This window comes from Herbaspirillum sp. Her3, assembly GCF_057961275.1.
On record NZ_CM176328.1, the window covers coordinates 4090513 to 4108420 of the forward strand.

Here is a 17908-nt window from a genome sequence, read left to right on the forward strand (position 1 = left end):
GGTGAGATGAAGCCATTGACGTGAAGACGGCGCGGTGAAGACCGCGCCGTTTTTGTTTTTGTTGATCGCTTACTAAGGCGCGCCAATCTGTAAAACAAAAGGCCACTCCGGTCTCCCGGAGTGGCCTTGCTGGTCTGCCTGTTGAGACTTATTCGACTTCGAGCTTCTCTTGCGGTTCTTCCGGCGGGGAGGAATCGTCGCCCTCGGGGAAGTCCAGCTTGATCTGGTCCTTGTCGTCCATCTCCACCGTCACCCGGCCACCGCTGACCAGCTTGCCGAACAGCAGTTCGTCGGCCAGCGCCTTGCGGATCAGGTCCTGGATCAGGCGTGACATCGGACGTGCACCCATCAACGGATCGAAGCCCTTCTTGCCCAGGAACTTGCGCAGGCTGTCGGAGAAGACGGCTTCCACCTTCTTCTCGTGCAGCTGCTCTTCCAGCTGCATGAGGAACTTGTCGACCACGCGCAGGATGATTTCCTCGTCCAGCGGGCGGAAGCTGATGATGGCATCCAGACGGTTGCGGAACTCCGGGGTGAACATGCGCTTGATGTCCGCCATTTCGTCGCCGGCTTCCTTCTTCTCGGTGAAGCCGATGGTGCGCTTCTGCAGGCTCTCGGCCCCCGCGTTGGTGGTCATGATGATGATCACGTTGCGGAAGTCGGTCTTGCGGCCGTTGTTGTCGGTCAACGTGCCATGGTCCATCACCTGCAACAGGATGTTGAAGATGTCGGGATGCGCCTTCTCGATCTCATCCAGCAGCAGCACGGCGTGCGGCTTCTTGTTGACGGCTTCGGTCAACAGGCCACCCTGGTCGAACCCGACATAGCCCGGGGGCGCGCCGATCAGGCGGCTCACGGCGTGGCGCTCCATGTACTCGGACATGTCGAAACGCACCAGCTCGATGCCGAGGATGAAGGCCAGCTGCTTGGCCACTTCGGTCTTGCCCACACCGGTCGGACCGGAGAACAGGAAGGAGCCGATCGGCTTGTCGGTCTTGCCCAGGCCGGCACGGGCCATCTTGATGGCCGAGGCCAGTGCTTCGATGGCAGGATCCTGGCCGAACACCACGTTCTTCAGGTCGCGCTCGATGGTCTGCAGCTTGGCACGATCGTCCTGGTTGACAGACTGCGGCGGGATGCGGGCGATCTTGGAAATGATTTCCTCGATTTCCGGCTTGCCGATGGTCTTCTTCTGCTTGGACTTGGGCAGGATGCGCTGGGCGGCACCGGCTTCGTCGATCACGTCGATGGCCTTGTCGGGCAGGTGACGGTCGTTGATGAAGCGGGCAGCCAGTTCAGCGGCCGAAGTGAGCGCCGAAGCAGAATACTTCACACCGTGGTGTTCCTCGAACTTGGACTTGAGGCCACGCAGGATCTGCACGGTCTGCTCCACCGTCGGTTCGTTCACATCGATCTTCTGGAAGCGACGCGACAGCGCGTGGTCCTTCTCGAAGACGCCACGGAATTCGGTGTAGGTGGTCGCGCCGATGCACTTCAGCTGTCCGCTCGACAGCGCAGGCTTCAACAGGTTGGACGCATCCAGCGTGCCGCCCGAAGCCGAACCCGCACCGATGATGGTATGGATTTCGTCGATGAAGAGGATGCCGTTGGGGCTGTCCTTCAATTGCTTCAGCACGGCCTTCAGGCGCTGCTCGAAGTCGCCGCGGTACTTGGTACCGGCCAGCAGCGCGCCCATGTCCAGCGAATACACGACGGCATTCTTCAGGATCTCGGGCACGTCGCCTTGCGTCACGCGCCAGGCCAGGCCTTCGGCGATGGCGGTCTTGCCCACACCGGCTTCGCCCACCAGCAGCGGGTTGTTCTTGCGGCGGCGGCACAGGGTCTGGATGACGCGCTCGACTTCGGACTCGCGGCCGATCAGCGGATCGATCTTGCCTTCGGCGGCGGCCTTGTTCAGGTTCTGGGTGAACTGGTCCAGCGGGCTTTCCTTCTGCTGGCCTTCGGCTTGCACGTCTTCGGCGCCTTCCGGGGCCTTCTGCGGATCGGTCTGCTGATCCTTGCGTACGCCGTGCGAGATGAAGTTGACCACGTCCAGGCGGGTCACGCCCTGCTGGTGCAGGTAGTAGACCGCGTGCGAATCCTTCTCGCCGAAGATGGCCACCAGCACGTTGGCGCCGGTGACTTCCTTCTTGCCGTTGGAGGCCGACTGCACGTGCATGATGGCGCGCTGGATCACGCGCTGGAAGCCCAGCGTGGGCTGGGTATCCACCTCATTGGTGCCGGGCACCGTGGGCGTGTTGTCGGTGATGAAATTGGTCAGCGTCTTGCGCAGATCGTCAATGTTCACCGAGCAGGCGCGCAGCACTTCGGCGGCGGAGGGATTATCCAGCAGCGCCAGCAGCAAGTGTTCCACGGTAATGAATTCATGACGGGATTGTCTGGCTTCGACAAAGGCCATGTGCAAACTGACTTCGAGTTCCTGCGCAATCATGCTTCCTCCATCACGCATTGCAGGGGGTGCCCTGCTTTTCGAGCGTGGGTTAAAACGAGTTCCACTTTTGTGGATGCGATATCTTTGGGATACACACCACACATTCCCTTCCCATCGCGGTGAACCTTGAGCATGATCTGCGTCGCGGTTTCACGGTCCTTGTTGAAGTACTGCTGGATGACGGCGACGACGAACTCCATCGGCGTATAGTCATCGTTCAACAATAAAACCTGGTACATCGGGGGCGGCTTGAGTTTGGCCTCTTGCCGTTCCAGGACTGTACCGCCATCATTTTCGTGCTTGGTTGCCATGCGTTTATTGGACCATCAAAAGCTGTGCAACGCACAATGATCTCGTAACCTCTAGATGAGATAGATATTACTTGTTTTCCGGACCTTGCGCAGATGACGATGATTTATCCTAAATCAAGGGTTTCTTTCCCCATCGCTCAAACAGGACCACAAAGCCAAAGATGAAAACTGCTTGACTTTTGGATTTCGACCGAGAACAATGGAATTCATTGACTAGTAGTTACGAAATGTAACAGCTCGTCGATACGATAGGGGGCACGGTGTAAGGGGGGCTGCGTGACGCGCGATGCTTCTTGCTTTGTCGGCTCGTGTGATACTTAAATTTTGAAAGATGCTTTTATGGCAACAGGTACTGTCAAGTGGTTCAATGATTCCAAAGGCTTTGGCTTTATCACTCCGGATGATGGCGGCGAAGATCTGTTCGCTCACTTCTCCGCAATCCAGATGAACGGCTTCAAGACCCTGAAAGAAGGTCAAAAAGTCCAGTTTGACGTTACGCAAGGCCCCAAAGGCAAGCAAGCTTCGAACATCCAGAACGCCGCCTAAACCCCGGTTTCTCTAAAAGCCCCGCTGATGCGGGGCTTTTTTCATTGGCGCACGGCAATTGATGCGCCCGGAATCCCACGTAACCAAAAATCAAACAGCCGGGTAAAAACCCGGCTGAGTGTTGTTTTTTCGTCATTGCTCTTCGACAATGAAGATGCTGAAGCAGTCAGTTCGGCTTACATGTTTTCAATCATCACTTCACCGAAGCCGGAGCAGGACACCTGGGTCGCCCCTTCCAGCAAGCGAGCAAAATCATAGGTCACGCGCTTGGCCGAAACCGACTTCTGCATGGCCGTCACGATCAGGTCAGCGGCCTCGATCCAGCCCATGTGGCGCAGCATCATTTCGGCCGAGAGAATGCTGGAACCGGGGTTCACGTAATCCTTGCCGGCATACTTGGGGGCGGTGCCGTGGGTGGCTTCGAAGACCGCCACCGAGTCGGACATGTTGGCCCCCGGCGCGATGCCAATGCCGCCGACCTGCGCAGCCACGGCGTCGGAGATGTAGTCGCCGTTCAGGTTCATGGTGGCGATCACGCTATATTCGGCCGGACGCATCAGCACCTGCTGGAAGAAGGCATCGGTGATGGCATCCTTGATGACGATCTGGCGGCCGGTCTTGGGATTCTTCAGGCGCATCCACGGACCATCGTCGATCAGCTCGGCGCCGAACTCGCGGCCGGCCAGGGCATAGCCCCAGTCACGGAAGGCACCTTCGGTGTACTTCATGATGTTGCCCTTGTGGACCAGCGTCACCGACGGCTTGTCATGGTCGATGGCGTACTGGATGGCCTTGCGCACCAGGCGCTCGGTGCCTTCGCGCGAGACCGGCTTGATGCCCAGCGCCGAGGTCTCGGGGAAGCGCAGCTTCTTGACGCCCATCTCGCGCGTCAGCAGCTCGATCAGTTTCTTCACTTCGGGCGAACCGGCCTGCCATTCGATGCCGGCATAGATGTCTTCGGAGTTCTCCCGGAAGATCACCATGTCGGTCTTCTCCGGCTCGCGCAGCGGCGAGGGCACGCCCTTGAAGTAGCGCACCGGACGCAGGCACACGTACAAGTCCAGCTGCTGGCGCATGGCCACGTTGAGCGAACGGATGCCGCCGCCTACCGGCGTGGACAACGGGCCCTTGATCGAGACCAGGTATTCCTTGAGCACAGCCAGGGTTTCCTCGGGCAGCCAGACGTCCGGGCCGTAGAGCCTGGTCGACTTTTCGCCCGCATAGATTTCCATCCAGTGGATCTTGCGCGCACCGCCGTAGGCCTTTTCCACCGCGGCATCGACCACCTTGAGCATCACCGGCGTGACGTCCACGCCCACGCCATCGCCCATGATGAAGGGAATGATGGGATTGTTGGGAACATTGAGGGTGTCATCGGCATTGGCGGTGATCTTGCGCCCTTCTGCAGGCACTTGGATATGTTGGTACGACATCGTGGTCTCCGACGGTTGAGGCAGTGACGTTAGAAAGCAATCAGCGGCAATGCGCATGCGAAGCCTGGGACGGCCTTGCATGAATTGCCAACCAAGCCGGGAATTTTAAGAGATTTCCGGCTTTTGAGCCGGGGAAATTCCGAATGGCAATCAGCAAGTCTTATATAAGACATAGGACATTCGCAATCGATTATGCATCAGGATTTTACGCAAGGCCATCTTTTTGCGACACTAGCGCATGCCTCTGATCCTATTCAACAAACCCTTCGGCGTGATGAGCCAGTTCTCGGCCCATCCTGAGCGCCAGACGCTGGCCGATTACCTCGACATCCCGAACATCTACCCTGCCGGCCGTCTCGATGCCGACAGCGAGGGCCTGCTGCTGCTCACCGATGACGGCAAGCTGCAGCACGCCATTGCCCATCCGCGCCGCAAGCAGGCCAAGACCTATCTGGCGCAGGTCGAAGGCCTGGCCTCGCCCGAGGCCCTGCAGCGCCTGCGCAATCCGCTGGACCTGGGCGACTTCGTGACCCAGCCGAGCGACGCCCGGCTGATCCACGAACCCGCCTGGCTGTGGCCGCGCACGCCGCCGATCCGCCAGCGCGCCAACCAGCCGACCAGCTGGGTGGCGCTCACCATCAGCGAAGGCAAGAACCGCCAGGTGCGCCGCATGACCGCCGCTGTCGGCTTGCCGACCCTGCGCCTGGTACGCATCGCCATTGGGCCGTATGCGCTGGCGACCCATCCGGTGATGCCGGGGGAATGGCGCGAAGTCGATCCGCAGGAAATGGAACGCTGAGCCGGGGCGCCGCTCTTGATTGCCGGAAACTATTACCTGAAGGCAGCTGCCCATTTCTTGCAGACTCCCCTTAAAAAAGATCAAAAAAGGTGTCAACCTTCATACGCGCACGCCGTTATTGGCATTGATTCGCACGAATCATCGTTTGCCTCACATCCCTAACATGTTGAATTGAAGGACGCAAAATGAAAAAATTGATCGCCGCTCTGATCGCTGGTCTGTTCGCAACTGCTGCTTTCGCACAAGCTCCGGCCGCTCCGGAAGCGCCGAAGGCTGAAGCCGCTGCTCCGAAGGCAAAGAAGGCCAAGAAGGCAAAGAAGGCCAAGAAGGCAAAGAAGGCAGCTGAAGCTAAGTAATTAGCGTCCGCACTCAGAAAAGGCAGGCTAGTCCTGCCTTTTTTCATGTCCGCACGGTTTGCGGACCATGCAAAGGCCATCCACGCCCTGCCCCGCTGCTGCTATCCTGCTAGGCTTTCGCCGTCCCCGCCCGATCCGAATCACGATTGATAATGACCATGCGCCAATCTTCACTTTCTTCACTTTCCCCGGTTTCCCGCCTCTTCCTGCGCAGCGCGGCCGCCCTGCTGGCGCTTGGCTGCCTCTCCAGCGCCGGCGCCCAGACGCCCCAGGTGAGCAAGTTTCCGACCATCCAGCTCAATATCGGCATCCACCTGATCAAGGCCGAAGTGGCCCAGACCGAAGCCCAGCGTGAGCAAGGCCTGATGTTCCGCGAAAAGATGGCCGACAACGAAGGCATGGTGTTCCTCTTCGGCCAGCCGGCCGGAGTGTGCATGTGGATGAAAAATACGCTGATCCCGCTGTCGGTGGCCTTCATGGATGAAAAGGGCGTCATCATCAACATCGAGGAAATGAAGGAACAGACCCTGGATTCACACTGCGCCAAGCGCCCGGCGGTCTATGCGCTGGAAATGAACAAGGGCTGGTTCAAGCAGAAGAACATCAAGCCCGGCACCAGGATCGAAGGCTTGCCGCAGTAAGGCAAGCCGGGCCGCAGCAGTCGCTGCGGCCTGCCATTGGGAGAACCGGCCTCGCAGAAAGGCCGTAGAAACGCAAAAAACCGCTTGGCAACAAGCGGTTTTCTTGTACTGCAGTCTGAAGCCGGCAGTGCCGCGCTTCAGCTCAAGCCCGGATGCAATTAAGCAGCCAGGGCCTTCAGGGCAGCAGCCAGGCGGCTCTTGTGGCGAGCAGCCTTGTTCTTGTGGATGATCTTCTTGTCGGCGATGCTGTCGATGGTCGACACGGAAGATTGGAACACGGAGGTTGCTGCAGCCTTGTCGCCGGCGGCGATGGCCTTGCGAACTGCCTTGATTGCGGTGCGCAGGGTCGAGCGCTGGCTCGAGTTGTGAGCGTTTTGCTTGACTGCTTGACGAGCACGCTTACGTGCCTGTGCGGTATTTGCCATGAAAATTATCCTAAATCGAGAGTCGTTTGCGCCGCAAACCCCGAGGACTCGCGATGCCAAATTCTGTAAAGCATCGGATTATAACCAGATTCCCGTGACAAGGCAATCAACTTGTCCGCTTCTACCGTAAACACGACGCCATCCGTTGCGATGCCACCGCAGATCTTGAATTTCCGCAAAGAAATTCATGCCTGCTGCCGAACCTGCACCCAGACGGCCGACTCTATTGCGCCTGACGGCCGAGGTTTGTCTTTTCCTTCATATCGGCCCCAGACCACCCATTCCCGGGCTCACGCCGGCCACCGCTCGCCAATCACAACCGTTGCCACAAAAGCACCGCTGCCCACCGCTATAATGCCGCTCCATGAATCTGCATAAAACCCTCGCCGCCATCTCGGGCATGACGATGCTCTCGCGCATCACCGGGCTGGTCCGGGAAATCCTGTTCGCCCGCGCCTTCGGCGCCTCCGCCTACACCGACGCCTTCAACATCGCCTTCCGCATTCCCAACCTGCTGCGCCGGCTGTTTGCCGAGGGCGCCTTCTCGCAGGCCTTCGTGCCCATCCTGGCCGAATACAAGAACCGGCGCGGCGAGGAGGAAACCAAACATCTGGTAGACCACGTGGCCACGGCGCTGATGTGGGTCATGCTCATCACCTGCGTGGCGGGCATCGTCGCCACGCCCTTCGTGGTCTATTTCATCGCCACCGGCCTGCAATACAACCCGGAAGCCTTCAACGCCTCGGTGCTGATGACGCGCATCATGTTCCCCTACATCGGCTTCATGGCCTTCGTGGCGCTGGCCGGGGGCATCCTGAACACCTGGAAGGAATTCAAGATCCCGGCGGTCACCTCGGTGCTGCTGAACCTCTCCTTCATCGTCGCCTCACTGTTCGTGGCGCCGTTCATGGCGCAGCCGATCTATGCGATGGCTTTCGCCGTGCTGGTGGGCGGCGTGCTGCAGGTGGCCATCCAGATCCCGGCCCTCATCAAGATCGGCATGCTGCCGCGCCTGTACTGGAACCCCATGCTGGGCCTGCGCGACGAAGGCGTCAAACGGGTGCTGAAGAAGATGGGCCCGGCCGTCTTCGCGGTCTCGGCCGCGCAGATCAGCCTGATGATCAATACCAACATCGCCTCGCGCCTGGAACACGGCAGCGTTTCCTGGCTCAGCTATGCGGATCGCCTGATGGAATTCCCGACGGCACTGCTGGGCGTGGCGCTGGGCACCATCCTGCTGCCCAGCCTGGCCAATGCCCACGCCGCCGACGACATGGAAGAATATTCCGCCCTGCTGGACTGGGGCCTGCGCCTGACCTTCATGCTGGCCATGCCGGCCGCCGTCGGGCTAGCCACCCTGTCCGAGCCGCTGACGGCCACCCTGTTCCACTATGGCCGCTTCGACGCGCTCTCGGTAACCATGGTCGGCCATGCCCTGGTGGCCTACGGGGTCGGCCTGATCGGGCTGATCGTGGTGAAGATCCTGGCCCCCGGCTTCTACGCCAAGCAGGATATCCGCACGCCCGTCATGATCGCCGTGGGCGTGCTCATCGCCACCCAGCTGATGAACAGCGTCTTCGTGCCAATGTTCTCGCACGCCGGGCTGGCGCTGTCCATCGGCCTGGGCGCCTGCCTGAACGCCCTGTGCCTCTTCATCGGCCTGCGCCGCCGCCAGATCTACGTACCGCGTCCGGGCTGGGGCCTGTTCCTGATGCGCCTGACCGGCGCGCTGCTGGTGATGGCGGGCGTGGCGCTGTGGATCGCCGGCCAGTTCGACTGGGTGGGCCTGCGCGCCCATCCGGTCTTGCGCATCGGCGCACTGCTGCTGGTGCTGACGGTGTGCGCGGTGGCGTATTTCGGCCCCATGTTCGCCATGGGCTTGCGCGTGCGGGAATTCAAGCGTATCGCCCGCCGCTGAGCCGCTTGCAGGCCCGCTTTACAGGCCGCTTCACTTCCAGCCGGGGTGGCCTGAAGCAAGAAATTTCATTCCGTGCCAAGCAGGACTGACGCAGCGCGCAATATTTTGATAGCATGGGTGTCATGACGCTGACCTCCCTCGATTATTTCGCTTCGCTGGTGCGCCAGGACGATTCGATTCCACTGTTCGAATCCGCCTTGACGCTGGGACAGGATTTCTATCCCGAAATGGATTTCGCCGAGGAAGAGATGGCGCTCGATACGCTGGCGCTCAAGCTCAGGCAGCGCCTGCCCTCGGATGCCTCGCAGATCCAGAAGCTGCGCATGCTGAACCATTTCTTCTTCCAGGAAATGGCCTTCGCCGGCAACGTCAACAATTACTACGATCCCGACAACAGCTACATCCACCGCGTCATCTCGACGCGGCGCGGCATTCCCATTTCGCTGGCGGTGGTCTACATCGAACTGGCCCAGCACATCGGGCTGGACATGAAGGGGGTTTCATTCCCCGGCCATTTCCTGATGAAGCTGTCGGTGCAATCGGGCGAGATCGTGCTGGACCCCATGAATGGCGCCAGCCTGTCGCGGCAGGAACTGGAAGAGCGGCTGGAGCCCTATCTGGCGCACCAGCCGGAAGAAGATTTCGGTGATGAGCTGCCATTGGCGGCCTACCTGCGCGCGGCCCATCCGCGCGAGATCCTGGCGCGCATGCTGCGCAACCTCAAGGCCATCTTCATGGAAAGCCAGCGCTGGCAACAGGTGCTGGACGTGCAGGAGCGCCTGGTGATCCTGCTGCCCGAGGAAATCACCGAAAAGCGCGACCGTGGCCTCGCCTACGCCAACCTGGGCCAGGCCCAGGCGGCGCTGGAAGACCTGGAAACCTACCTGGCCCTGCGCCCCCATGCCGAGGACGCTCCCAACCTGCGCGAGATGCTGCCCGACCTGCGCGAAGCCTTGCGCAAGCCGAGCTGACCTGCCCGGCCGGGCTTACTGCCTGCCTTCGATTTCTTCCCAGCGCTCCAGGCTCACCAGCAGTTCTTCGTCGATCTCGGCGAAGCGCTGGTTCAGCTTGACGGCTTCATCAGCACCCTTCTTGTACAGGTCCGGATCAGCCAGTTTCGCCGACAATTCCTTCTGTTCCGCTTCCAGCGCGGCGATGCGCTTGGGCAGTTCTTCCAGCTCGCGCTGTTCCTTGTAGCTCAGCTTCTTCTTGGCCGGCGCCGGTGCTGCTGCGGGTGCGGGTGCGGCCATGGTCGATTCAGCCTTGACCTCGTTCTTGTCGGCCGCCTTGGCCGCAGCCTTCGAAGCAGCGGCGGACTGGGCCGGACGCTGGCGCTCCCAATCGGAGTAACCGCCCACGTATTCACGCCAGAGGCCATTGCCTTCGGAGGCGATCACCTGCGTGACCACGTTGTCCAGGAACATGCGGTCGTGGCTGACCAGGAAGACCGTGCCTTCATACTCTTCCAGCAATTCTTCCAGCAGTTCGAGCGTATCGATGTCGAGGTCGTTGGTCGGTTCGTCCAGCACCAGCACGTTGGCCGGCTTGGCGAACAGGCGTGCCAGCAGCAGGCGGTTGCGCTCGCCCCCGGAAAGCGTGCGCACCGGCGAGCGGGCGCGTTCGGGCGCGAACAGGAAGTCCGACAAATAGGTCATCACGTGCTTGCGCTGGCCGTTGACTTCCACCCAGTCGCTGCCCGGCGCGATGGTATCGGCCAGGGTGGTTTCTTCATTCAACTGCGCGCGCATCTGGTCGAAATACGCCACCTGCATCTTGGTGCCCTGCTTGACGGTGCCGCTGTCGGGGGCTTCTTCGCCGAGGATGAGCTTGAGCAAGGTGGTCTTGCCGGCGCCGTTCTGGCCGATCAGGCCCACCTTGTCGCCCCGCATGAGGATGGTGCTGAAGTCGCGCACGATGGTCTTGGGACCGTAGGCCTTGTTGACGTTTTCCAGTTCCGCCACGATCTTGCCGGAACGCTCACCCGTGCCCACTTCCAGCTTGACCTGGCCCTGCCGTTCACGCCGCTCGCTGCGCTGCACGCGCAGGGCTTCCAGACGGCGCACGCGGCCTTCGTCGCGGGTGCGGCGGGCTTGCACGCCCTTGCGGATCCAGACTTCTTCCTGGGCCAGGAATTTGTCGAACTTGGCGTTTTCCACTTCCTCATTGGCCAGCAGCTCGGCCTTGCGGGTCTGGTAGGTCGTGAAGTTGCCGGGGAAGGACAGAATCTTGCCGCGATCCAGTTCGATGATGCGGGTGGAGACGTTATCGAGGAAGCTGCGGTCGTGGGTGATGAAGAGGATGCTGCCCTTGAAGTCGCGCAGCAGTCCTTCCAGCCACAGGATGGAGCCGAAATCGAGGTGGTTGGTCGGTTCGTCCAGCAGCAGCACGTCAGGGTTGCCCACCAGCCCGCAGGCCAGCGCCACGCGCTTCTTCATGCCGCCGGAGAGCTCGCCGATGCGGGCTTCGCGGTTCAGGTTCAGCTTGTCCAGCGTGGTCTCGACCTTGTTGCCGATGGACCAGGCATCGGCCGCATCCAGCACGGTCTGGATCTGGTGCATGCGCTCCAGCAGGGCATCGTCGTTGTCGCCGCCGAACTGGCCGGTGATGGCTTCATATTCGGCCAGCAGCGCCGGCAGTTCGCCCAGGCCCGAGGCCACGGCGTCGAAGACGGTCATCTCTTCCGGGAAGTGCGGCTCCTGGTCGACGTAGGCAATCTTGAGGTTCTGCTGCATCACCAAAAGGCCATCGTCGAGCTTGGAGCGCCCGGCGATGATCTTCAGCAGCGAGGACTTGCCGGTGCCGTTGCGGCCGATCAGGCCGATGCGTTCGCCGGTCTCCAGCGAGAATTCGGCGTGATCCAGGAGGGCAACGTGGCCGAAGGCCAGTTGTGCGTCGGAAAGGGAAATGACTGCCATAGCGTGCGTGATCTGCGTGAATGCGACGGCCAGGGCCGCGCAGGATGAATGCGGAGGCGCTTGATGCAGGAAAAAGCGCAAGAGCGGCATTGTACCGACTGCGCCGCCGAAATGCTGATTTAAGCGCAGTCCCGGCCAGTCGCGGCCATGTCGCACTGCTCCGGCTTGCACTTTGGCAACGGGATTGATGAAAAATAACGACAAAAATTCGAATTTCCTCGTCGTCCGGGAGCCATGTTACAACTCGTTAACCATTGCCCGCGCCCGGCGCGCCGGCCCGGCAGCGCGATGCGGTAAGATAGCGCATTCCGATTCGTGCTCATCCCATGCCTTTTCCCTCCTTGCCGAACCTGCGCCGCCAGCGCGGCTTCCTCACTTTCAACGTTGCCAAGTTCATCGGTCTGTCCATCCTCGGTCTCGGCGTCGCCGCCGGGTTGCTGGTGGTGTATGCCCTGATTTTCATCAACCCGCGCCTGCCCTCGCTGGACCTGATCACCGACTACCGCCCCAAGGTGCCGCTGCGCATCTGGTCCGCGGACAAGGTGCTGCTGGGCGAGTTTGGTGAAGAAAAACGCAGCCTGGTCAAGCTGGACGACATCCCGGCCGACATGAAGAATGCAGTGCTGGCCATCGAAGACTATCGCTTCTATGAACACGGCGGCATCGACTGGATCGGCATCGCCCGCGCGCTGGTCACCGACGTGCTGCGCGGCAGCGCCTCGCAGGGTGCCAGCACCATCACCATGCAGGTGGCGCGCAACGTCTTCCTGACCAAGGAAAAGACCTTCTCCCGCAAGCTCTACGAAGTGCTGCTGGCCAACAAGATCGAACATGCCCTGACCAAGGACCAGATCCTGGAGGTCTACATGAACCAGATCTACCTGGGCCAGCGCGCCTTCGGCTTCGCCGCCGCCGCCCGCACCTACTTCGGCAAGGACCTTAAGGACATCACCCTGGCCGAAGCCGCCATGCTGGCCGGCCTGCCCAAGGCCCCTTCGGCCTACAACCCCATCGTCAACCCCAAACGCGCGCACATCCGCCAGCAGTACATCCTGCAGCGCATGCTGGACGTGGGCTTCATCACCCAGGCGCAGTACGACAAGGCTTCCAAGGAAGAACTGAAGGTGCGCGCACCGGGCAGCCAGTACACCGTCCACGCTGAATACGTGAATGAAATGGTGCGCCAGATGGTGTATGCACAGTACAAGGAAGATACCTATACGCAGGGCTTCAACGTCTACACCACCGTCAACGCGGCCGACCAGCAGGCCGCCTATGACGCCGTGCGCAAGGGCGTGATGGATTACGACCGCCGCCACGGCTATCGCGGCCCGGAAGAAACCATCGAACTGCCCGCCAATGCCGATGACCGCGCCTCGGCCATCGACGACGTGATGGACGACCATCCCGACAACGACGACATCCTGGCCGCCGTAGTGGTGGCCGCCAGCCCCAAACAGATCGATGCGGTGCTGCGCAGCGGCGACAAGATCAGCATCAAGGGCGAAGCCTTGCGCTTCGTCGCTGCGGCCCTGTCGGAGAAGGCCAAAAAGGAGATCCGCATCGCCCCCGGCGCACTGATCCGCGTGATGCAGGACGCCAAGCAGAACTGGCAGGTGGTGCAGTTGCCGCAGGTGGAAGCGGCGCTGGTCTCGGTGGTGCCGCAGGATGGCGCCATCCGCGCCCTGGTGGGTGGTTTCGACTTCACCCAGAACAATTTCAACCACGTCACGCAAGCCTGGCGCCAGCCGGGTTCGACCTTCAAACCCTTCATCTATTCGGCTGCATTGGAGAAGGGTTTTGCACCGGCCTCCATCGTCAACGATGCCCCCGTCTCGTATCCGGCCGGCCCCGGCCAGCCGAACTGGGAACCCAAGGATGACGAAACCCCGGCCGGTCCCATGACCGTGCGCACGGCCCTGCAGAAGTCGGTGAACCTGGTGGCCATCCGCACGCTGGATTACATTGGCGTGCCCTATGCGCGCGACTTCATCACCGGCACCTATGGCTTCGATACCGACAAGGTACCGCCCTACCTGCCCATGGCGCTGGGTGCGGGCCAGACCAATCCGCTGCAGCTCTCGGCGGCCTATTCGGTGTTTGCCAACGGCGGCTACAAGATCCAGCCCTACCTGATCTCGCAGATCACCGATGCGCGCGGCAAGGTGCTCTCCAAGGCGGACCCGCTGATCGTGGGCAATGGCGCGCCGCGCGTGGTGGCCGAGCGCAACAGCTACATGATGACCAGCCTGCTCAAGTCGGTGGCCCAGGCCGGTACCGGTGCACGCAGCAACAGCATCGGCCGCACCGACCTGGCCGGCAAGACCGGTACCACCAATGATGCCGTCGATGGCTGGTTCGCCGGTTACCAGCGTACCCTGGCCACCGTCGCCTGGATGGGTTACGACCAGCCCAAGAGCCTGGGCAGCAAGGAATTCGGTGCACAGCTGGCGCTGCCGATCTGGGTCGATTACATGGCCAAGGCCTTGAAGGGCGTGCCGCAATTCGACGTGCCGGTGCCGGACGGCATCCGCTTCATCGATGGCGAGCCGTATTACGACAACTTCACACCCAACAACGGGCTGGTGACCAATGTGGGCGTGACGGCGGGCGATGCGCTGGCGAATTTCTTCGGCTGGACCAATAACCAGACCCCGGCCGCGCCGGGCAACGGGCAGCCGGCGCCGAACGTGCCGGGCACGTCCCAGGGCGCGGCCCCTGCTGCCACCGGGACGCGTCCGCAGAGCGAGAGTGCAAGACGCTTCATGGACAATACCAACCAAGGTCACTGAGGCGGGACGTCAAGGCCGGGCGCAGTGCGCCACGGCCGGCACGAAAAAAAACGGGCACTTCCGAAGAAGTGCCCGTTTCCTTTTGTCTGGCGCCCCCGACACGGATCGAACGTGTGACCTATCCCTTCATACCACTATGGCTTTCGCCACCATCAGATACGTGTGACCGGATGTTTGTAGTCTGGACTATACCTTGGCCATGGACACTGCCTCTGGGGCAGGTCGGAAGGCCGGAGCCGTCTAGTCTCTACACCTTCCGGCTTCCGAGGAAACCGGCTTGGCTCGGTATTGCCAGCAGCCGCTTTGCATGGATGCATGCAGGCACTGTCAGGGTTCACCGACTTTGACTCCATTCAGGCGGCGCCTTTCGGCATCCGCTGCCCAATTTGACTTAGGAGGGGATCGCTCTATCCACTGAGCTACGGGGGCAACAAGGCCGCTATTGTATCCGCTGTGCCCGGCCTTGCAAAGCCGCCCTGGGCAGCCGCATGGACTACAATAGGCCGATGCGCTTGCCGACAACAACGATGAAGAAGCTTGCAGCCGCTGCCTTGGGGAGCTTGATGGCAGCCGGCATGGCCATGGCCCAGCAGACCGTGCCGGGCATGACCGAACGCGTAGCCGCCTGCATCGCCTGCCATGGCAAGGAAGGCCGCGCCACCGCCGATGGCTACTATCCGCGTATCGCCGGCAAGCCGGCAGGCTATCTGCTGAACCAGCTGCAGAGCTTTCGCGATGGCCGGCGCCGCTATCCGATGATGAATTACCTGCTGGCCAATCTCTCGGACGATTATCTCCAGCAGATCGCCACCTTCTTCGCCGACCAGCATCCGCCCTACCCGCCTCCGGTCCCGTCGGACACCGGCGCGGCGGTGCTGGAACGCGGCCGCCTGCTGGTCAGCCAGGGCAAGCCGGCGCAAGCCATCCCGGCCTGTGCCAGTTGCCATGGCGTCGGACTGGCGGGTGTGCAACCCGGCATTCCGGGATTGCTGGGCCTGCCACGTGACTACCTCAATGCGCAGCTGGGTGCCTGGCGCAATGGCGAGCGCACGGCCAGGGCCCCGGATTGCATGGGCGAGATCGCCAGGGTGCTCAGTCCTGAAGAAATCAATGCGGCCAGCAGCTGGCTCTCCTCCCAGCCGGTGCCGGCGGATTATGCGCCGGCGAGCGCCCCGTCCAAACCGCTGCCGGTGGCGTGCGGCAGCATGCCGGGCACGGGAGCGGCGCGATGAACAAGACCGTGCGCCTGGGACTGGCGATTCTGCTGGGCGCACTGCTGGCGGTAGCGGTGCTGGCAGGCGCAATCATCGCCTGGCAGAGCCTGCGTAGCGAAGATGCTGGCGTGAGCGCCCCGGCCAACGATCCCCAGGCCCAGCGCATCAAGGGTCAATACCTGGCCCGCGCCGGCAACTGCATGGCCTGCCATACGGTACGCGGCGGTGCGGCCTATGCCGGTGGACGCGCCATCGCCACGCCCTTCGGCACGCTCTACACCACCAACATCACCCCCGACAAGGCCAGCGGCATCGGCGACTGGAGCACCGATGACTTCTGGCGCGCCCTGCACCACGGACGCGGACGCGATGGCCGCTTCCTCTATCCGGCCTTCCCCTATCCCAGCTACACCCTGCTCCAGCGCGAGGACAGCGATGCGCTGTTCGCCTACCTGCGCAGCCTGCCTCCCGTTTTTCAGCAAAATCGTTCACACGATTTGCGCTTTCCTTACGACCAGCGCCCGCTGCTGGGCTTATGGCGTGCATTTTTCTTCACACGGGCCGTATACCAGCCTGAGTCGGGCCGCTCCGCGCAATGGAACCGGGGCGCCTACCTGGTCCAGGGGGCCGGGCATTGCAGCGCCTGCCACAGCGCGCGCAACCGCCTGGGCAGCAGCATTGCGCCGCTGGCGCTGGAAGGCGGCATGATCGCCGGACTGGACTGGTATGCGCCACCGCTGCACGGCGGCGAGCATGGACTGGGCAGCTGGAGCGAAGCCGAGATCGCCGCCCTGCTCAAGACCGGCGTCTCGCCGCGCGGCACCTCGCTGGGACCGATGTCGGAAGTGGTCGGACGCAGCCTGCAATATCTGAACGAGGGCGACATCAGCGCCATGGCGGTCTACCTGAAATCGCTGCCCGCGCAGCCGCTGGCCAGCACGACTCCCGCCGCACAACCCGAGCCTGCCGAGGCCGAACGCATCCTCAAGCAGGGCAAGAAGCTCTATGGAGAACTGTGCGTGGACTGCCACGGCGGGAAGGGCCAGGGCAGCGCGCCGGATTATCCGCCGCTGGCGGGCAACCACGCCATTGCCGGGCCGCAGGCGGTCAATGCCATCCGCGCCGTGCTCAATGGCGGCTTCCCGCCTTCCACGGCGGGCAACCCCTACCCCTTCGGCATGCCACCCTTCGGTCCGCAACTGAGCGACCAGGAAGTGGCGGCGCTGGTCTCCTACGTGCGCAACAGCTGGGGCAACCAGGGCGGCTTCGTTTCGGCTTCGGAGGTGAACCGCTATCGCAGCGTGCCGCTGGACTGATCCTGCGTGGCAAAGACCAGAAAAAAAGGCGATCCGCGGATCGCCTTTTTCATTCACATCACGGATGGGTAAACATCACTGCTCGGTACTGAGCTTGTAGCCCATGCCGCGCACCGTCTGCACGTAGTGCGCCAGATCGCCCAGCGACTTGCGCAGCCGCATGATGTGGACATCCACGGTGCGCTCCTCGATGAAAGTATGGTCACCCCATACCTTGTCGAGCAGCTGGGCGCGAGAAAAGATGCGTTCGGGATGGGCGACCAGGTAACGCAAGAGCTTGAACTCGGCCTGGTCCAGCGTCACCGACCGACCCGCCACGGCCACCTGGCGGCGTTCGACGTCGATGCTGATGTCACCGTAGCGGAGTGCCTGGCTGCCGATCTCCGGGGCCTTGCGGCGCAGCAGGGCCTGCACCCGCGCCACCAGTTCCTTGGGGGAGAACGGCTTGGTCACGTAGTCGTCCGCGCCCTCGTTGAGCCCCTTGACCTTGTCCTCTTCCATGCCCTTGGCGGTCAGCATGATGACCGGCAGCGCGGCGGTACGCTGGTCGCGCCGCAGCTCCGACAGCAGCACCAGTCCGGAGCTGTCGGGCAGCATCCAGTCCAGCAGTACCACATGGGGCAGTGATTCGGCGATCAGCTTGCGGGCCTGGGCCACGTCGGTGGCAATCGTGGTGGCAAAGCCGGCCCCTTGCATCGTGAAGCGCAACAGCTCCGCGATGCTGGGTTCGTCTTCGACCATCAGGATGTGGGCTAGCTCTTTTGACATTGTGCTGGGATCCGCAACAGGC

15 protein-coding genes are annotated in these 17908 nt (G+C 61.9%); 9 read left to right on the top strand and 6 right to left on the bottom strand.

Annotated features, from left to right (window positions below):
* Positions 1-148 precede the first annotated feature (148 nt).
* Positions 149-2452: an ATP-dependent Clp protease ATP-binding subunit ClpA gene (gene clpA / locus ACVC5H_RS18720; RefSeq protein ID WP_017453644.1), complete on the bottom strand. Its 2304-nt coding sequence runs from the start codon at positions 2450-2452 to the stop codon at positions 149-151.
* Positions 2449-2763, bottom strand: a complete 315-nt coding sequence (gene clpS, locus ACVC5H_RS18725; protein WP_034330154.1) for an ATP-dependent Clp protease adapter ClpS — start codon at positions 2761-2763, stop codon at positions 2449-2451. Before clpS ends, clpA begins: the two co-directional genes overlap by 4 nt.
* 339 nt (positions 2764-3102) lie before the next feature.
* Between clpS and cspE the strand changes: the two genes are divergently transcribed.
* Positions 3103-3309 (top strand): transcription antiterminator/RNA stability regulator CspE, encoded by a 207-nt coding sequence (cspE, locus tag ACVC5H_RS18730; RefSeq protein ID WP_006463169.1) that lies wholly within the window; start codon positions 3103-3105, stop codon positions 3307-3309.
* Positions 3310-3485: 176 nt separating this feature from the next.
* Here the strand turns inward: cspE and icd are convergent, their stop codons facing one another.
* Positions 3486-4742 (bottom strand): NADP-dependent isocitrate dehydrogenase, encoded by a 1257-nt coding sequence (gene icd / locus ACVC5H_RS18735; protein WP_489619276.1) that lies wholly within the window; start codon positions 4740-4742, stop codon positions 3486-3488.
* 238 nt (positions 4743-4980) lie between these two features.
* Between icd and ACVC5H_RS18740 the strand changes: the two genes are divergently transcribed.
* The 3 genes from ACVC5H_RS18740 to ACVC5H_RS18750 all read left to right on the top strand — a co-directional run bounded on the left by ACVC5H_RS18740 (position 4981) and on the right by ACVC5H_RS18750 (position 6538).
* Positions 4981-5541 carry a pseudouridine synthase gene (locus ACVC5H_RS18740; RefSeq protein WP_489619277.1) on the top strand — a complete coding sequence of 187 codons (561 nt, stop codon included), beginning with the start codon at positions 4981-4983 and terminating at the stop codon, positions 5539-5541.
* 185 nt (positions 5542-5726) lie between these two features.
* Positions 5727-5897 (top strand): hypothetical protein, encoded by a 171-nt coding sequence (locus ACVC5H_RS18745; protein WP_006463172.1) that lies wholly within the window; start codon positions 5727-5729, stop codon positions 5895-5897.
* A 158-nt stretch (positions 5898-6055) separates the two neighbouring features.
* Positions 6056-6538, top strand: coding sequence for a DUF192 domain-containing protein (locus tag ACVC5H_RS18750; protein WP_489622724.1), 483 nt, complete (start codon positions 6056-6058; stop codon positions 6536-6538).
* Positions 6539-6696: 158 nt separating this feature from the next.
* Here ACVC5H_RS18750 and rpsT read toward each other — a convergent pair whose 3' ends face one another.
* Positions 6697-6963, bottom strand: a complete 267-nt coding sequence (gene rpsT, locus ACVC5H_RS18755) for a 30S ribosomal protein S20 (protein ID WP_006463174.1) — start codon at positions 6961-6963, stop codon at positions 6697-6699.
* 364 nt (positions 6964-7327) lie between these two features.
* On the opposite strand from rpsT, the gene murJ reads away from it, so the two are divergent.
* Both murJ and ACVC5H_RS18765 read left to right on the top strand, forming a co-directional pair.
* The gene (gene murJ, locus ACVC5H_RS18760; protein ID WP_489619278.1) at positions 7328-8881 is read left to right on the top strand and encodes a murein biosynthesis integral membrane protein MurJ; all 1554 of its coding nucleotides are present in this window, start codon (positions 7328-7330) and stop codon (positions 8879-8881) included.
* Positions 8882-9003: 122 nt separating this feature from the next.
* Positions 9004-9852: a SirB1 family protein gene (locus ACVC5H_RS18765; protein ID WP_489619279.1), complete on the top strand. Its 849-nt coding sequence runs from the start codon at positions 9004-9006 to the stop codon at positions 9850-9852.
* Between the two features lie 15 nt (positions 9853-9867).
* Here ACVC5H_RS18765 and ACVC5H_RS18770 read toward each other — a convergent pair whose 3' ends face one another.
* Positions 9868-11796 carry an ATP-binding cassette domain-containing protein gene (locus ACVC5H_RS18770; RefSeq protein ID WP_489619280.1) on the bottom strand — a complete coding sequence of 643 codons (1929 nt, stop codon included), beginning with the start codon at positions 11794-11796 and terminating at the stop codon, positions 9868-9870.
* A gap of 326 nt (positions 11797-12122) precedes the next feature.
* On the opposite strand from ACVC5H_RS18770, the gene ACVC5H_RS18775 reads away from it, so the two are divergent.
* From ACVC5H_RS18775 to ACVC5H_RS18785, 3 genes are all read left to right on the top strand, one after another.
* The gene (locus tag ACVC5H_RS18775; RefSeq protein ID WP_489619281.1) at positions 12123-14588 is read left to right on the top strand and encodes a penicillin-binding protein 1A; all 2466 of its coding nucleotides are present in this window, start codon (positions 12123-12125) and stop codon (positions 14586-14588) included.
* A gap of 527 nt (positions 14589-15115) precedes the next feature.
* Positions 15116-15820 carry a c-type cytochrome gene (locus ACVC5H_RS18780; RefSeq protein ID WP_489619282.1) on the top strand — a complete coding sequence of 235 codons (705 nt, stop codon included), beginning with the start codon at positions 15116-15118 and terminating at the stop codon, positions 15818-15820.
* Positions 15817-17118, top strand: a complete 1302-nt coding sequence (locus ACVC5H_RS18785) for a c-type cytochrome (RefSeq protein WP_489619283.1) — start codon at positions 15817-15819, stop codon at positions 17116-17118. Before ACVC5H_RS18780 ends, ACVC5H_RS18785 begins: the two co-directional genes overlap by 4 nt.
* A 75-nt stretch (positions 17119-17193) precedes the next feature.
* On the opposite strand, the gene ACVC5H_RS18790 is transcribed toward ACVC5H_RS18785, so the two are convergent.
* Complete coding sequence (locus ACVC5H_RS18790) at positions 17194-17886, bottom strand: response regulator (RefSeq protein ID WP_338718603.1); 693 nt, start codon at positions 17884-17886, stop codon at positions 17194-17196.
* Positions 17887-17908 lie beyond the last annotated feature (22 nt).

Coding starts and splice junctions, on each gene's coding strand:
- clpA (WP_017453644.1), bottom strand. CDS start 2,452: ATGATTGCGCAGGAACTCGAAGTCAGTTTGCACATGGCCTTTGTCGAA.
- clpS (WP_034330154.1), bottom strand. CDS start 2,763: ATGGCAACCAAGCACGAAAATGATGGCGGTACAGTCCTGGAACGGCAA.
- cspE (WP_006463169.1), top strand. CDS start 3,103: ATGGCAACAGGTACTGTCAAGTGGTTCAATGATTCCAAAGGCTTTGGC.
- icd (WP_489619276.1), bottom strand. CDS start 4,742: ATGTCGTACCAACATATCCAAGTGCCTGCAGAAGGGCGCAAGATCACC.
- ACVC5H_RS18740 (WP_489619277.1), top strand. CDS start 4,981: ATGCCTCTGATCCTATTCAACAAACCCTTCGGCGTGATGAGCCAGTTC.
- ACVC5H_RS18745 (WP_006463172.1), top strand. CDS start 5,727: ATGAAAAAATTGATCGCCGCTCTGATCGCTGGTCTGTTCGCAACTGCT.
- ACVC5H_RS18750 (WP_489622724.1), top strand. CDS start 6,056: ATGCGCCAATCTTCACTTTCTTCACTTTCCCCGGTTTCCCGCCTCTTC.
- rpsT (WP_006463174.1), bottom strand. CDS start 6,963: ATGGCAAATACCGCACAGGCACGTAAGCGTGCTCGTCAAGCAGTCAAG.
- murJ (WP_489619278.1), top strand. CDS start 7,328: ATGAATCTGCATAAAACCCTCGCCGCCATCTCGGGCATGACGATGCTC.
- ACVC5H_RS18765 (WP_489619279.1), top strand. CDS start 9,004: ATGACGCTGACCTCCCTCGATTATTTCGCTTCGCTGGTGCGCCAGGAC.
- ACVC5H_RS18770 (WP_489619280.1), bottom strand. CDS start 11,796: ATGGCAGTCATTTCCCTTTCCGACGCACAACTGGCCTTCGGCCACGTT.
- ACVC5H_RS18775 (WP_489619281.1), top strand. CDS start 12,123: ATGCCTTTTCCCTCCTTGCCGAACCTGCGCCGCCAGCGCGGCTTCCTC.
- ACVC5H_RS18780 (WP_489619282.1), top strand. CDS start 15,116: ATGAAGAAGCTTGCAGCCGCTGCCTTGGGGAGCTTGATGGCAGCCGGC.
- ACVC5H_RS18785 (WP_489619283.1), top strand. CDS start 15,817: ATGAACAAGACCGTGCGCCTGGGACTGGCGATTCTGCTGGGCGCACTG.
- ACVC5H_RS18790 (WP_338718603.1), bottom strand. CDS start 17,886: ATGTCAAAAGAGCTAGCCCACATCCTGATGGTCGAAGACGAACCCAGC.